The sequence below is a fragment of the Sphingobacterium haloxyli genome, assembly GCF_002980525.1.
GTDB classification, from domain to species: domain Bacteria; phylum Bacteroidota; class Bacteroidia; order Sphingobacteriales; family Sphingobacteriaceae; genus Sphingobacterium; species Sphingobacterium haloxyli.
Genome location: NZ_PVBQ01000026.1, coordinates 15101 through 30450, shown reverse-complemented (window position 1 = coordinate 30450; position 15350 = coordinate 15101). Strand labels below are relative to the sequence as shown.

13 protein-coding genes and 1 tRNA gene are annotated in these 15350 nt (G+C 40.5%); 4 read left to right on the top strand and 10 right to left on the bottom strand.

What is annotated here, in order from left to right; genetic code table 11:
- Window positions 1-160: 160 nt before the first annotated feature.
- On the top strand, window positions 161-1105 hold the full coding sequence (locus C5745_RS19290) for a helix-turn-helix transcriptional regulator (RefSeq protein ID WP_105718651.1): 945 nt from the start codon (window positions 161-163) through the stop codon (window positions 1103-1105).
- A 108-nt stretch (window positions 1106-1213) separates the two neighbouring features.
- Here the strand turns inward: C5745_RS19290 and C5745_RS19285 are convergent, their stop codons facing one another.
- A complete protein-coding gene (locus tag C5745_RS19285; protein ID WP_105718650.1) occupies window positions 1214-1687 on the bottom strand; it encodes a DinB family protein in 474 nt (157 codons plus the stop codon).
- Window positions 1688-1903: 216 nt separating this feature from the next.
- Between C5745_RS19285 and C5745_RS20345 the strand changes: the two genes are divergently transcribed.
- Window positions 1904-1991, top strand: a tRNA-Ser gene (locus tag C5745_RS20345).
- Between the two features lie 227 nt (window positions 1992-2218).
- On the opposite strand, the gene C5745_RS19275 is transcribed toward C5745_RS20345, so the two are convergent.
- Both C5745_RS19275 and C5745_RS19270 read right to left on the bottom strand, forming a co-directional pair.
- Complete coding sequence (locus C5745_RS19275) at window positions 2219-2581, bottom strand: hypothetical protein (protein ID WP_133166403.1); 363 nt, start codon at window positions 2579-2581, stop codon at window positions 2219-2221.
- Entirely contained in the window at window positions 2559-3236 is a 678-nt protein-coding gene (locus C5745_RS19270) for a hypothetical protein (RefSeq protein ID WP_133166402.1), read from the bottom strand. Before C5745_RS19270 ends, C5745_RS19275 begins: the two co-directional genes overlap by 23 nt.
- A gap of 157 nt (window positions 3237-3393) precedes the next feature.
- On the opposite strand from C5745_RS19270, the gene C5745_RS19265 reads away from it, so the two are divergent.
- On the top strand, window positions 3394-5406 hold the full coding sequence (locus C5745_RS19265; RefSeq protein WP_105718646.1) for a M13 family metallopeptidase: 2013 nt from the start codon (window positions 3394-3396) through the stop codon (window positions 5404-5406).
- Between the two features lie 62 nt (window positions 5407-5468).
- Here the strand turns inward: C5745_RS19265 and C5745_RS19260 are convergent, their stop codons facing one another.
- A complete protein-coding gene (locus C5745_RS19260; RefSeq protein WP_165793150.1) occupies window positions 5469-6578 on the bottom strand; it encodes a PAS domain-containing sensor histidine kinase in 1110 nt (369 codons plus the stop codon).
- 507 nt (window positions 6579-7085) lie between these two features.
- Between C5745_RS19260 and C5745_RS19255 the strand changes: the two genes are divergently transcribed.
- A complete protein-coding gene (locus C5745_RS19255; RefSeq protein ID WP_105718644.1) occupies window positions 7086-7598 on the top strand; it encodes an RNA polymerase sigma factor in 513 nt (170 codons plus the stop codon).
- Window positions 7599-7634: 36 nt separating this feature from the next.
- Here C5745_RS19255 and C5745_RS19250 read toward each other — a convergent pair whose 3' ends face one another.
- The 6 genes from C5745_RS19250 to C5745_RS19225 form a co-directional block, all read right to left on the bottom strand.
- Entirely contained in the window at window positions 7635-8081 is a 447-nt protein-coding gene (locus C5745_RS19250) for a DoxX family protein (RefSeq protein ID WP_105718643.1), read from the bottom strand.
- 159 nt (window positions 8082-8240) lie between these two features.
- Entirely contained in the window at window positions 8241-11432 is a 3192-nt protein-coding gene (locus C5745_RS19245; RefSeq protein WP_105718642.1) for an efflux RND transporter permease subunit, read from the bottom strand.
- 26 nt (window positions 11433-11458) lie between these two features.
- Window positions 11459-12517, bottom strand: coding sequence for an efflux RND transporter periplasmic adaptor subunit (locus C5745_RS19240; RefSeq protein WP_105718641.1), 1059 nt, complete (start codon window positions 12515-12517; stop codon window positions 11459-11461).
- 23 nt (window positions 12518-12540) lie between these two features.
- Window positions 12541-13860: a TolC family protein gene (locus C5745_RS19235; protein WP_105718640.1), complete on the bottom strand. Its 1320-nt coding sequence runs from the start codon at window positions 13858-13860 to the stop codon at window positions 12541-12543.
- A 23-nt stretch (window positions 13861-13883) separates the two neighbouring features.
- Entirely contained in the window at window positions 13884-14489 is a 606-nt protein-coding gene (locus C5745_RS19230; RefSeq protein ID WP_105718639.1) for a TetR/AcrR family transcriptional regulator, read from the bottom strand.
- Between the two features lie 135 nt (window positions 14490-14624).
- On the bottom strand, window positions 14625-15287 hold the full coding sequence (locus C5745_RS19225; RefSeq protein ID WP_105718653.1) for an NUDIX hydrolase: 663 nt from the start codon (window positions 15285-15287) through the stop codon (window positions 14625-14627).
- Window positions 15288-15350 lie beyond the last annotated feature (63 nt).

The window sequence follows — 15350 nt, the reverse complement described above, 5'->3', positions numbered from 1 at the left end:
ATAGGGATCAGAACGCTGATATACAACAGGATAGATGAATAAAATATCAACAAAAAATAGAAATAATGTGGAGAATAGTAGAAAATAAAAAAAGGCTGCTCAAAAATTACTTTTGAGACAGCCTCATCATTTTTGCCGTTTTTATGCTTAATTTTACTGCATGGATATTACCAAGCGTTTTAACCGGATCATTGCCATCTACTTCCAGCTTCAAGCAAAACCTATCGTAAAAGCACAGGACCTCGCCGAGCAGTTTGAGGTTAGTCAACGGACAATTTATCGTGACATAAAAGCTTTGGAACAAGCGGGTATCCCCATTTACGGTGAAGCAGGTACAGGCTATGGGCTGGTTGAGGGCTACCGGTTGCCTCCTACGAAATTTTCCAGGGAAGAAATTTTAACACTCGCAGCCGCTGAAAAGCTCATGCAAAAATTTGTGGATCCTGATTTGTTCCGATATTTTAGTTCGGCACTAAATAAGATAAAAGCCTATCTTCGTTATAGTGACAAGCTCAATGTCAACTTGCTGGAAGAAAACATGTTAATGGGATCGCTTTCCCATCGATTTAACGAAAATGTTCCCTCGGCGCTATCAATATTGTTTGAAGGTATCGCGCAACACATTGTGGTCAATATGGAGTATCAAAGCAGCTCATCTGTCACACCGATCCATCGGAAAATTGAGCCCGTCGGCGTCTTTCATCAGGGAAACTATTGGTATTTTATGGCGTATTGCCATGTACGATCAGATTATCGTCAATTCCGCATCGATCGCATCCAGAAAATTCAATTAACATCTACTCCATTTACTAAAAAACACAAACCATTAGCGTATTACTTGGTAAAAGAAGACTCCGGGCCGACCACAACTATACGCATCTGCGTTCCTTTACAATACGCGCGTTATATGGAATGGGAACGTTCCTACTATGGTTTCTTATCGGAGGAAATAACCGACAGCGGTGTAATCATGACTTTCGAGTGTAAAAATATGGAGCACGAGTTTGCCCGGTGGTATCTCATGTTTGCTGATGAAGCTAAGATTTTAGAGCCAGACGAATTAAAGGACCGCGTTAGAGAATTACTTTCGAACATCCACGTATAATTACTTATTTTTTGCCGGCGGAGAATTAAAAAAATGCCTCAACGCTATTGATGTAACGAAGAGGCATTCGTTTAAACTATTCCATAGACGCTGAACACTCAAGATTTGTTAGTATCTATCCCAAAAGAAAGGTGGCTCTATACCTAACGCTCGAAGATAGACAAAACCCTGAGCGCGATGATGAACTTCATTGTCCACAAAATATAGCAGGTTGCTGTATATTGGAAAGTTATACTCTCCAAATAAGTTATGCGTAAGATGAAAATCTTCTTCCGGAATCTGGTTGAACAGTTCGATAATTTTAGGTGTGTCGGCATCCCATTTTGCTAGGAGTTCTTCTTTAGTCGTTAATGCCAATTTGTGGTCATACGGTTGGTCATTCCTTTCGACGATACCTCGTAAACCGGGCTCTGAAATAGACAATAACTCCTTAATTAAGTCTGAAAATGGTCGCATTCCACCAATTGAAAACTCAAAAAGTTCTTTTTCAGGGAACTTATCGAGTGTACGACGTGTCAGATCGCGATGACCCAACCAATGTTTCAAAAACTCGTCCTTCGTTAAAATTGCTGTAGTTTTCATGATATTAAATGCTTAAATCAATAAATAATGTTTTTTAAATGTTCATTTCTAATGCAAAATTATGTCGGATTATGACAACTGTATGTCAGGAGCATCTTCATCCGTATAATAAATTTTTAGAAATGCTAGTATCGAGGAAGGAGCAGACTACAACTATCTAAATTCTATAAAAAATTAGTTTTAGACTAGAAATATTGTATATTTGCAGTCGCGTTTGGAAAGGTGTCAGAGTGGTCGAATGAGCAGACCTGGAAAGTCTGTATACGGGATGACTGTATCGAGGGTTCGAATCCCTCCCTTTCCGCAGAGCTTCAATCAAAAGATTGGAGCTTTTTTGTTTTCGTACCGTCTGTAATCTCTGCTAGTGGAGGGATGAGAATCCGGGGGGTTCGATCCGAAGGAGGTTCAGGGTTGTGTGGGGGCCTTGCGGGGCTGAACCAATCCCTCCCTTTCCGCAAAGCTTCAATCAAGAGATTGGAGCTTTTTTGTTTAGTACTGTTAATTTCGGCATTAACAATGGTGGCCCTCATTTTACATCAAGTTCCAATTGAAGTAAATCGCAGATGCCTTGAGTATTTCATTTATATAGCTAAAATGAAAATCGATATAGTCTTGTCTAGAACTTTCAACATCAGAACAACAAAATCTACGATTAATATAAAAAGCTAAACGGAAATATCCGCCCCTTTCCTCTTCGCTATACGTAAGAACGGAAACAGCCAAGCCGTCTACTTCGGGAGCCCCGTCTTTATCCTCCAAATTGTCAAATACAAATTCTTTGATCCGTGCTATTTGCTGTGCTGTGAATATCTCCAATAAAAGAGGAGGCCGCTCCTGGCATTCATAAAATAAGGTTTTATGGATCGGTAGCTCAATGATTATAGTAGGTTGCATATACATATGAAATATTTTTTTCGAAAGCCCTCCAGGTGGGAAAGTGTTGGCTTATTAATTTTGTCCTAAAGCGGTCTTCCAAAGCAGTATAATCAGCTACCGCATTAAACAGACAATAAGTGATCGTCTCTAATGACATATCATATAGCTTTTTATCGAAACAGATCCCCTCTTTCCCTCGCTGCACTATATAGGGTTTATTTTTATTCCTCCTAAACGTGATATGTGGGACAAGGAATCCCAATGTTTCTTCCCATTTCCCCACTTCACGTAACACGAGCAATCGTAACAGCTCGTCCTTTATTTTTGTTTCCTCATTAGACGACATCTGGCTCCCCCTGATATAACAATGGATGATGCCGTCTTTTATGTATGCGGGCTTTTTATCAATAAATACCTTAATTGGCCAGTATTTGTCAAAGACTTCCAGTCGTTCTACTATATTTAGCGATATATTTGGAGGTTTCGTTTTTAAAAGGTTACGTATGGTCCATATAGCCTCAGTATTACACATCGTTACCGGTACTTGTACTACCTTTTTGTGTTCGTTCCATTGTAGTACTTCTACCTCTCCTTTTGCACTGACGACAACGTTAATTTCTTGAGCATCCACCACCCATATCATGAGAGCAATATACGGAAAAATCCAATTCATCGCATGGAATCGTTACTTTTTATGTTCTTAAGATTTATTATGTTTGCATACAAAACTAAATAACAAAATACGAAACTTCCCAGATTGATAAAATACGGATAGATTTAAATCCTGTCCGCTTTTCACGAAAGGAAAGTTTCTAGATAAAGAAAAGCTTATGATCAAAACATTTTTCGGATTAGCCACCGTTGTGGCGATGGCAGCTGGATGTAGCGGTACACAGGAACGACACCAAGCGATCAATATGTCGCACATGGATACAACTGTGCGTCCGCAGGATGATTTCTACCATTATGTCAATGGGAACTGGATGAAAACAGCGGAAATTCCCGCCGACAGGGCACGTTGGGGTTCTTTTGATGAACTGCGGGAAAACACTGATGAGGCGGTATTGAAGATTTTGAAAGGATCGCTTAGCGAGACCTTTGAAAAAGGCACCGACGGGCAAAAGATTGGAGATCTCTATAAATCTTACATAGATATAGAAAATCGCAATCAATTGGGCATCGAGCCAATCAGGCCCTATCTTGAAAAAATCGATGCGATCGAGAACATGGACGATCTTTACGATTACCTTGTGGACGTGGGGCCGGAAGGTGGAAATCCATTCTTCGGCGGGTATGTATATGCACACATGAAAAACAGCGACGTTAACGCCGTTTATCTCGGTGGTGGAAATTTAGGCCTTGGTCGCTCGTATTACCAGAAAGTGGACGAAAAAAATACGGAAACCTTAGCACAGTATACAACGTTTGCATCTGCGGTCTATAACAAAATAGATCAACGCACCAAAGATCTCAAAGGGCCAAAAATCGTTGCATTTGAAAAGGAAATCGCTTCTTATCTCAAGACCATTGAGGAGTCACGCGATGCACAAAAAAGGTATAATCCGGTCGCAGTAGCGGATTTGAGCAAGATGGTTAAGAATATTGACATCGCTAAATATATTGCAGACTTAGGTTTTAAAGCGGATACGGTCATCATTAGCGAAATTGCGTATTACAAGAATTTAGACAAAATCGTAGCGCAGGAAAAGCTACCGCAAATCAAGGAATATCTCAAGTTCAACGTCGTGAACAACGCGACCGGCTATCTGTCTAGCGAGCTCGACGAATTAGCGTTCGACTTTTATGGACGCCAACTAAAAGGGCAAAAAGAGCAACGCGACATGGAGAAGCGTGGGCTAGATTTTGTAAATGGATCTGCAGGCGAACTACTAGGTAAACTATATGTAAAAGAAAATTTCCCACCAGAAGCAAAAGCGGCTTGTGAAGAGCTCGTACAATACCTCATAAAGTCTTTTGAATTACATATCAACGATTTAGATTGGATGTCCTCTGTAACCAAAGAGAAAGCTCTGGAAAAATTGGCAAAATTTAACGTCAAAATCGGTTATCCGGACAAATGGAAAGATTATTCCAAGTTAGAGGTAGGCACTTCCCTCTTTGAAAATGTTCATGCACTCAACCGTTGGGCTTTCGAGGATAACCTTGCGAAACAAGGTAAGCCCGTGGATAAAACGGAATGGGGTATGACACCACAAACAGTGAATGCATATTACAGCCCATTGTTTAACGAGATTGTCTTCCCTGCTGCTATCCTCCAGCCGCCATTCTACGATTATCGTGCTGACGCCGCGGTAAACTTCGGCGGTATCGGTGCTGTCATTGGGCACGAATTGTCGCACGGATTCGATGACTCTGGTTCGCAATACGATGGCGATGGAAATCTAAACAACTGGTGGACACCAGAAGACAAAGAAAAATTTGATGCCGCAGCAGATGCACTTGTAGCGCAGTTTGAAGCATACGAGCCCGTGCCAGGTGTTTTTGTCAACGGACGCTTTACATTGGGTGAAAACATTGGTGATCTCGGTGGGGCGTCAGTCGCATTCGACGCTCTAAAAAAGTATTTGAAAGACAAGGGCAACCCCGGCTCGATCGATGGTTTTACGCCAGAACAGCGATTCTTTTTATCTTGGGCTACTATTTGGCGAACAAAAACAACTGATGAGTTTGTCGTAAATCAAGTGAAAACCGACCCACACTCTCCGGCACAATATCGCGCGTTTGCTCCAATTGTAAATCTAGATGCATTTCACGAGGCATTCGGCACAAAAGAGGGTGATAAAATGTATAAACTAAAAGAGAAGCGTATTAAGATCTGGTAATTTTGTACGCATAAAAAAGTCCCGCATCGCAAGATGTGGGACTTTTCACATTGTCAAGAAGCTCACATCACCCCCCGACAGTCAGCAAACTCGGGAAAAAACAATTCGACAGTAGTTCCCTTGTCCACAGCGCTTGAAAGTACAATCTTGCCTTTAAGACGGCTCATGATCTTCTTAACTACGCACAATCCTATGCCTGTTCCCGGGAAACCTTTTGTGTTCGACGCCCGGTTAAATTGGCGAAAAATAAAATCTAATTCCTTCTTCGGAATACCAATTCCATTATCCTGTATTCTGTACACAACATAACCGTCTTTTTTTGAACTACTAATCTCCACGATTGGTTTCTCTCGTTTAGAGGAATATTTTACCGCGTTGCCGATGATATTAAAGAATATTTGGTAGAATACGCTTTCATCGCCATACAACGGTTCCAATTGATTAATATTGAAGACGCAGGCGTTGCTGCTATATAGCGTTTGACTTTCTAGGCAAATCTTCCGAATTGTCTTTTCTAAAGAAATACACGCATTGTCGTATTTTAACAAGCGCGTTTGGTTCAGCTGTATATTGTGTCCAATTATATGCTCGATATTAGCGAGAGCATCTAAAATTATCGTCGTCCATTTATATTTTTCAGTGTCACTAACCACCTCTTTCGTCTGCAAATATTGTGTCCCCATTTTTGCAATAGATAAAGGATTCTTTAAATCATGTGATAAGGTTCGGGTTAGCATCTCTAATTCGTTATTGAAAGCAAGGATTGCATCCTGTTCCCGCACCTTTTCTAAAGCACGACGGCGCACTGATACATCCGTTGCTGTATGCACTATGGCGTAAGTTTCTCCTTCCTCGTCAACGACAGCTTGATATATAAAATCAAAGTATTTAAGTTCTGTAATCCCATCGATGGTAATGTTTACCGGATATTCTTTAGCTTCGTATGTATGCCCTGTTTGCCACACATTTTTCAGTATGTCCGTGAAACCCTGCTCTGTAAACTCTGGGAAAACCTCTCCCAAATTCCGCCCAATGATTTCTTTGCCGCGACCCCAGATCTCAAACATACCAGCACTAACGAACGCAATCCGTATATCCGCAGTGTCGTAGATAGCAGTTGCAATCCTAGATTCCCTTAACGTTTTTAAAAAAAAGTTTTCGTATTGACTCATGTGTACGGATAGTGGGCAGTATTGCTCACAATATAACAAAAGTTCCGAACATTTTGTTTTCATCCATATATAAAAATAAATAGACAGCCTAAATGTCATAGTACTAAAATAGATACATAGTCCTATACACACCAGGGCGGATAAGTAAGTCCGAAATGAATAAAATAAAAATACATAAGCAAATAACAGTCAGGTTATTACGTAAAATACCTGTTAATTGATATTTTATATACCTTTTCCGTTTATCTTGTGATTTTTATACCTATTAAATGGTAAAACACCTGTTTTTGATCTGTTAGAGAAAATGTCAGTTTTTAAAGAAAATGTGTTAAGATGAACTTTTCACCATGATTTGGTGTCCTATGTAAAACCACCTGCCCATACGTATTTTTATCGTATTCAATAATCAGACCCCCAGTGTTAGGCCCTTTCTATGTTTGTTTGCATTGTTTTTGTTTCCTATTTCAGACACAAGCGAAAATGTAAACTAGATAAAACATCAAAACTATGGAAAGCAAAAAATTAAATCTAGCGCTATTAGAAAACCAAAGTATTCTAAAGAATATAGCCTTCAAGTTTACTAAAGATCCAGAGGAGATTAATGAACTTGTTCAAGAAACTTTGGTGAGGTCCATTAAATACATTGACAATTTCTTTAATAACCCGAAGCTAGTTTCGTGGCTATATGTTATTATGAAAAATGTATATATTAATCACTATAGGCGCAACCAGCGACACACGGAATATGAACACTTCCGGAGTGCCGGATATAGGGACGAGGGCTGCTCCGAACCGTTTACAACCAACACAGTAGAAGGAAAGTTTGTAATGAAGGACATCCGGGATGCGTTAAAAAAGCTACCACCAGATCATTACGAGCTCTTTGTGCAGTATATGGAAGGCTATAAATATCGCGAACTTTCGGACCATTTTGGTCTTCCCGAAGGTACTGTTAAAACCCGTATCCATCATACGCGTAAGTTTCTGCAAAAGCAGTTATCGGTCTATAAAAAGAGATAAAGTGATCGGAGACGTAGCCGTAGCCACGTCTCCGTCTTAAATGGATCTTTTATATCCTGGCTTATCCATTATATGGTCTAAAGAATACTTCCCCGAACCTACAACTAGAAAAACTAACAACAGGATTAGAATCGACAAAGAAATCCAAAATTCGGAATTCAGAAAATTAAAACCGTTTGTAATATTCACAAAAAATACTGCCCCGAAGAGTATGGGTATTTGGAAAATAACAGCAAGTCGTGTTTGGAAACCGAAAACAATAAACAGTCCACCCACAAGGTGAGCGAATACCACGTAGTGAACCGCCGACCAGATAGAGAGTTGGAAGTTCGTTTGTCGAATAAGATCTGCAACAGCATCGCGATCGTTTACGAAGCTTATCCCTTTAGCAAAAATAACAAGCCCGACGACGATTCTTAATATGTCCAACCAGCGCGGATGATGCGAATCGCCCCAGCGACTAATTTTCTGTACAATATTCATATAGCCTCCTTTTTTTGAATCTACAATTTTTAATAGCCATAGTATAGTTTTAAGGTACGGTTTATAAGCTATAGAAATTCATACAAAAATCGTGCTAACAAAAAAGGTCAACGTTAAAGTAACGTTGACCTTTTTCAATCTGCATTATAGTTTCAAAAACTAATATTTGACCTCCATCTCATCCACGTAATCTTCATTTTCTACGTAGTCGGCCACCATCAATTCAGCATAATTTTCTTTCTCTTTTTTGCCGAACCTTCTACTAATACTATCAAAAATCGAATATACTACCGGCACAACGACCAAGGTCAAGAACAGTGAGGATAGGAGTCCACCGATAATAACAATCGCGAGCCCTCTGTTCATGTCTGCACCATCACCCGTTGCTAATGCAATTGGAGTCATACCCACCACCATCGCTATGGTAGTCATCAAGATGGGACGAAAACGCGCTTGGTTAGCAGCGATCAGCGCATCGTATGTATTAGCACCAGCATCTTTCCTGTGATTAGCGAAATCCACCAAGAGGATAGCATTCTTTGCTACCAAACCAATTAGCATAATGATACCCAAAATTGTAAAGATATTCAACGTTTGGTTTGCGATCGCTAGAGCTAATAATGCACCGATGAAAGACAACGGAATAGAGAACAATACGACAAAAGGTGTCATAAAGCTATCGTAAAGAGCTACCATAACGAGGTATACTAAAAGGATAGCTGCTATCAACGCAACACCCAAAGTACCAAAGCCTTCCTCTTGGTTCTCCATATTGCCACCCCACATGTAAGATACGCCTGGTTTTAACGTGATATTATTGTTGTCAATCTGGTTCAGAATTTCCGTCTCCCACTCGCTTGCTACAGTACCCACGGGGCGACCGACTACCTGCGCCTGTACGGACACTGATGGCGACTTATCCCGACGTTCCAATAAACTTGGGCCGGAAGCAAATGACACATCCGCGAATTGCTCTAATTTAATTGTCTGGCCCTCTTCATTCACGAACTTTAAGTTTCTTACGTCGTCAATATCCCCACGTCCAAACTCATCGAAACGGATATTGATGTCATATTCAGTATCACCTGCGCGATACTTTGTATCAGTATTTCCCGAGAAAGCCGTTTGCATCGTCATACCCACGGTAGCGACATTTAATCCCAATCGGTTCATCTTATCCCTGTCTACCTGTACACTAATTTCCGGATTACCATCTTCTGATGTCAATTCGATTTCTGAGGCGCCAGGTACCTTGCGAAGAATATCCGAGAAGGTACGCGCGCTCTCTAGCGCGTCTTCTGGGGAAGCACCGATGACGGTCATCATTAATGGTGCTTGTTCTGCGCCCATAATACCCATATTAACGGTTTTCAGTTTTGCACCTACCAGCACGTTTTCCATCTCACGTTTTAATTTCGCGGAATAAACCTTGGTAGATTCTGTCTTATTATACCCGTTTTCTAAGATAATATGAATCTCCGCCTTATATTTTGTTCCACCAACATTCATCATACCGTCAGAGGCCTGCCCGACGGTCGTAATCATCCGTTCAATTTCTGGTTTATGAGCCAAATAATTTTCAGCTTTCTGAACCAAGAAGTTCGTCTGCTCTATGGAAGCATCTTTATTCAGTTCCATTTGCAGATAGAACTCGCCTTTATCGTTTCCCGGAAAAAAGTCTGAACCAATATAGCCCATACCGACAAGTGCAAATGAAGCAAAAAGCAAACCGACGGAAACGAGCAATACAACAACCTTATTCAGCCGGCGTTTCAGCGACCATTTCAATATACCCGAAATCCAATTTGTTAGTCCAGTCAAGCCCCGCTCGAAACCATGGAGTATACCACCAAAAAACGATTTCTTATTAATATGAGATAATTTTCCCATACGAGAATATAACCACGGCACAATAGTAAACGATACAAGGAGCGACAGCAAGGTAGACACCATAACCGTTACGCAAAATTGACGCAAAATATCGGAGACCAAACCGGAGGACATGGCTATAGGCAAAAACACAACTACGATAACCAGGGTAATTGCTGATACCGTAAACCCAATTTCTTTGGCGCCGTCATATGCCGCCCGAACCTTGTTTTTACCCATCTCCATGTGACGATGGATATTTTCGATGACCACAATCGCATCGTCGACCAAGATTCCGACCACTAGCGAAAGTCCTAGTAGCGACATTAGGTTGAGCGTATACCCTAGCATATTCAGAAAGATAAATGTAGCTATCAAGGACAAGGGGATAGCCACTACAGCGATGAACGCGTCACGTAAACTATGTAGGAAGAATAACATAATAAACGCTACCAATGCAATTGCAATCATCAAATCATGAATAACGTTATTTGCAGCGGTCAATGTGTAATCGGTCGTATCATTCGCAATTACAATATCCACTCCCTCCGATTGATAATCCGCTTTAACCACGTCGATCTCTGCTTTCACCAGTTCGGAAACAGCCACTGCATTCGCATCCGACTGTTTAAACACTTGCATCAAGATTGTGTTTTGGCGGTCGATACGTGATATCTTTTCGATATCCTTAATACCATCTTGCACATCCGCAATATCTCGCAAACGAACAGCTGCACCGCTAGGGGTAGTGATTGGTAAGTCGCGTAGCTCGTCGATACTGGTAAATTTGCCCGCCAAACGTAAAGTCGTCTGATTGTCCCGCGTTCTCACGTTACCTGTTGGAAAATCGAGATTAGCCGAGGCAATCGCCTGTTGTACCTGCGAAACGGAAAGGCCATAACCTTCCAATTTGTTTGGATCTATACTAACTTGGATTTCTCGCTCTTCCCCGCCAATCATGTCCACTTTCGCTACTCCGTTAATACGGGCAAAAACGGGTTGTATTTTTTGATCCAGTAAATCATAGAGATCCTTTTCAGACAAATTCGAAGTCACCGATAAATTGATGATAGGCACGTCATCCAAAGAAAACTTGGATAAAGCAGGCGTTTCCACATCATCGGGGAATTCGTTGATGACAGCATTTATTTTACGCTGTGCGTCCGTGAGCAGAAAATTAACATCTGCTCCCGTATTGAGTTGAATCATGACAACGGAAACAGACTCCATAGATTTCGACTCGATCTTTTTGACATTCTCCAATGAAGCCACCGCGTCCTCTACGACCTTCGTTACGGAAGTTTCCACCTCGGAGGGGGCAGCACCCGGATATATGGTCTGCACAGTGATGACATTAACCTCAAATTTCGGTACGAGTTCGTACCCCATTTGACTATAAGAGAATATTCCGCCAAGCGTAAGTATAATAAATAATACTATAATTATACTTGGCCTTTTTATTGATATTTCAGAAATTTTCATTGAAATAAATTTTTCTACGCTACTTCTTATTTAATAATTTCTACTGGCGTTCCGTCCAGAAGATTAATTTGGCCAGAAGTCACGACTACCGTACCTTTTTCCAAACCAGAAACAACTTCAACGTAATCGCCAAAACTTCTTCCCGAAACCACATTTTTCAATACGGCCTTTCCATCTTCGATGGCGAAAATTTGATTGGAGCTCACGCTACCTACAAAAGCATTACGAGGCACCACCAAGGCATTGACCGCTTGTTCGCTGCCGAAATATGCAGTACCGTACATACCAGCTTTCAAATCGTTATTTGCATTGTTTTTAATTTCTAACTCAACAGGAAAATTCAAACTGCCGTCGGCTTTAGGCGCTACAAAAGTTACGGTCCCTGTAAATGTTTGATTTGGCAATACAGGTGATTCTACTTTAACGCTTTGCCCTAACTTCGCCTGGCCAATATTTTTTTCATCTACGTTTATTTTCAACTTTAACGTGGAGACATTGACCACCTCAAATAGCTCCTGTCCAGGGCTTACATACGAACCGGGTTCAATATTTCTTTTGTTAATGACACCCGCGAAGGACGCAGTGATATTTACATCCGAAGCCGAAAGCTGTGCCGTTTTTAAGTTATTCTTCGCGTTTTCCAATTGAAGTTTCACTTGATCAAGCTGCTGCTTTGTAACTCCACCAGTGGAAAATGCGCTTTCAAAACGAGCAACTTCTGCTTCCGCATTATTGTATGTTGCCTGCGCATTTGTCACGTTAACATTTAACTTATCGCCGTCAATAATAGCCAACGTCTGTCCTGCCCTTACATATGCTCCCTCCTCTACCAGCACGCGTGTTACTTTTCCTGAAGCTTCGGCCGATAGCATCACCTCTTGTTTAGGAGCAAATACACCGTTAGTTATATATTGTGCGGTCACATCTCTAAAATCTACTGTATCGGCACGAACGGTGACTGCTGCGTTCTGAATAGCCACCGTAGCCGTATCTGCTTCGTTCTTGGCTTTGTTCTGATTCAAAATAAACACGATCCCTGCTAAAATTGCAGCAATGATGATTACCGTTAAAATTACCCGTTTCATATTGTTATGTATAAATAAATTGATTATTCGTTGATTAATGTTTTTAAATTTCCCTTTGCTTTGATAAGCTGTATCTCCGCTAATTTGTAGTCGAGCAATGAAGTATTCAGATTCGTTTCCGCATCTGCAAGTGCCTTCTCGGCGTCCAACAAATCGGTTAACGTTGCCAAACCGTTGTTATAGTTGTTTTGCGTATCGCTTAAAACTTCTTTTGCGAGCGAGACATTTCTACGGTTTGCATCTACTGTTAATAAACTGTTCCTAATTTGTGTTTTAGCATTTTCATTCGCCAACGAAATACCTAACTTCGTATCTTCTAATACTGTCCGTGCTTTTCGGATATCGATATCTGCTTGGTTAATCCGAGCTCGTGCTGCTCCTCCTGTAAAAATCGGGATCGACAAATTCAAGCCAATGCTAGAAGTTTTTGGCCACATAAAATCTCCTCCAATTGGAAACCCTTGGCCAAAACCATTAAATCCGAAATCAGTGCCCAATGACAAAGTAGGATATAAACTCGCTTTCTCAACTTTTTTACTCAATTCGTACAATTCTATTTGTTTCTCACTCAAAAGAACTTCCGATCTATTTTCGATATCATTCGTTAGCAAAGAAATCGCCGGATTAACTTCAAATGTTTCTTCCGGAAGTTCAATACCTACCTCCATCGGCATACCAATCGCAAATTTCAAAGCGTTTTCTTTCAACTGCAAAGCGCTCTTCATCTGTTGTTTTTGTGATTCCAAATTGTTTACAGCGACAGACAAGCGGTCTAAATCGATCTTCTTGGCTAGACCAGCAGCTACCATACCATCAATAATCTTCTGCGTTTTGCTCGTATTATCTAAATTGTTCTGGATAGTTTGCAATTGCAATTGCGTTTGGAAAATATCATAATAGGCATTTGACACATTTTCAATAAGTTGTTCGTCTGTCAATTGTGCATTGAGTTGATAAAACTCCCTAGTTGTCCTTGCTGCTTTCAATCCAGTGAAAAGTGACTGATTGAACAATTGCTGGTTCAACGAAACAACAGCAGTGGAGTTCCAGGGTAACCCCATTTGCATGGTGAGAAGTTCACCATCCATAACAAATGCCATTTCCGGAATAATGATATTATATTTTAATGTCCCGGACGCATTGACCTGAGGCAAAGCTCCCGCACGTACCTCGTCAATCTGGTATTGTGCATTTTCGACGTCCAACTTAGCTGTTTTAGCCTCCGCTTTGTGTTGTAGCGCGTATTTAATCGCTTCTTGTAGCGTAAGTGTCTCCTGCGCTTGAATAGGATCTGCCTGAAGCAGCAATCCCAGCGCTAAAACACTTAAATATTTAAATCCCATTTTTGAAAACATGATCTGTAAAACTAATTTTCCTCTTTTATTTTGTTGTTAAATATAAATTTTGTAGCCTTCTTTTGACTTTCCAGTATGACATCTACATTTCGTGCGTCCGGCATTCCGGAAATCATATCAGACACACTACGGATCAGACTTAACCCCTCCATAATCTCCGTGTACGATGTTGCAGCTTCTTCGATAGAATTTATTTTGATTTCACCGTGCTTTGTTGCTCGCTCCAACAAATCCGCTACTATTTTAATGTTCTTTTGGTGGAGTTGCTCCAAAAGCGCGCCGATCCCCTGGCCTTTAATCCATTCCAAATTTTCATTAATATGAAGAACATAGTAATCCTTCAAAAATTCAGCTTTGACCTCTAACAACTTACATAGTACGTCTAAAACGCTGCCATCATACTGCTTAAGAACTAGGTACTGTTGGGTAAGAATATCGTTTGATATATAAGCCAATACTTCCTTTATCAATGCGTTCTTATCGGAATAATAGTAATACAGGTTAGCTTTTGTGATATTCAAATCCATTGCGATCTCGCTCATCGCGGTTTTATTGAAACCATAATGGGAGAATCTTTTGAGAGCGGCTTGAATAATCTGTTGCCTTTTACTATCCATTCTTGAATTTATACTTTTTGACTTTTTTCTAAAAACGTTCAAAAGTATAAAATCTAAACGAGACGGCAATAAGAAATTTATCAACAAATTGTAATCTCACTGTAAATTAATGGCTGACCGCGACAATCGTAAATCTTACATAACGCTCGTCTGTTTCTGAAATTTCCGTTTATCGAACCGATACAGTCTCGCTGCGCGGTATGAAACACCTTTTTGTACCTCTGGCAATTCCTTGAGGAATCCCGCATTAGCTATTTTTTTGCGGAAGTTTCGCTTATCGAGCGTCTTGCCTAAAATAGCTTCGTACACTTGCTGTAACTGTGTCAATGTAAATTTATCCGGCAAAAGTTCATAAACTGCAGTTGAGTAGTTGATAGTATGCTTAAGTTTCTGCAAACTTTGTTGGATGATTTGAGCGTGATCGAAAGCAAGGTCGGGCAACTGATCTACAGCGAACCACTTTGCTTGCCGCATGTATGAAGTAATGGGTCTAATCTTAGACCTCACGTCCTCATACTTTACAATAGTCGAAAAAGCAACGGTCAGTATTCGGCCTTCAGGATGTCGTTTCACACCAGCAAACGCTCCAAGTTGCTCCATAAAGATGTCTTTTAGCCCTGTATGTTCATACAATATACGTTTTACGGCATCTTCCATTTCTTCATCTTTTTCCGTAAAGAAGCCAGGTAAGGCCCACCAATCCTTGTAAGGATATACATTTCTTTCGGTTAATAATAACTGAAGTTTGCCTTCGTTAAAACTAAATATTACACAGTCTATGGTGAAATGAGTTTGCAAAACAATGTGATTTTTAAATCTGTAAGTGGATTCCTTTTCGTATGTCAATATTTACCCAATATT

What these genes read in the sequence shown, in the direction of transcription:
- C5745_RS19290 (WP_105718651.1), top strand. Translation starts at nt 161, where the DNA reads ATGGATATTACCAAGCGTTTTAACCGGATCATTGCCATCTACTTCCAG.
- C5745_RS19285 (WP_105718650.1), bottom strand. Translation starts at nt 1,687, where the DNA reads ATGAAAACTACAGCAATTTTAACGAAGGACGAGTTTTTGAAACATTGG.
- C5745_RS19275 (WP_133166403.1), bottom strand. Translation starts at nt 2,581, where the DNA reads ATGCAACCTACTATAATCATTGAGCTACCGATCCATAAAACCTTATTT.
- C5745_RS19270 (WP_133166402.1), bottom strand. Translation starts at nt 3,236, where the DNA reads ATGAATTGGATTTTTCCGTATATTGCTCTCATGATATGGGTGGTGGAT.
- C5745_RS19265 (WP_105718646.1), top strand. Translation starts at nt 3,394, where the DNA reads ATGATCAAAACATTTTTCGGATTAGCCACCGTTGTGGCGATGGCAGCT.
- C5745_RS19260 (WP_165793150.1), bottom strand. Translation starts at nt 6,578, where the DNA reads ATGAGTCAATACGAAAACTTTTTTTTAAAAACGTTAAGGGAATCTAGG.
- C5745_RS19255 (WP_105718644.1), top strand. Translation starts at nt 7,086, where the DNA reads ATGGAAAGCAAAAAATTAAATCTAGCGCTATTAGAAAACCAAAGTATT.
- C5745_RS19250 (WP_105718643.1), bottom strand. Translation starts at nt 8,081, where the DNA reads ATGAATATTGTACAGAAAATTAGTCGCTGGGGCGATTCGCATCATCCG.
- C5745_RS19245 (WP_105718642.1), bottom strand. Translation starts at nt 11,432, where the DNA reads ATGAAAATTTCTGAAATATCAATAAAAAGGCCAAGTATAATTATAGTA.
- C5745_RS19240 (WP_105718641.1), bottom strand. Translation starts at nt 12,517, where the DNA reads ATGAAACGGGTAATTTTAACGGTAATCATCATTGCTGCAATTTTAGCA.
- C5745_RS19235 (WP_105718640.1), bottom strand. Translation starts at nt 13,860, where the DNA reads ATGGGATTTAAATATTTAAGTGTTTTAGCGCTGGGATTGCTGCTTCAG.
- C5745_RS19230 (WP_105718639.1), bottom strand. Translation starts at nt 14,489, where the DNA reads ATGGATAGTAAAAGGCAACAGATTATTCAAGCCGCTCTCAAAAGATTC.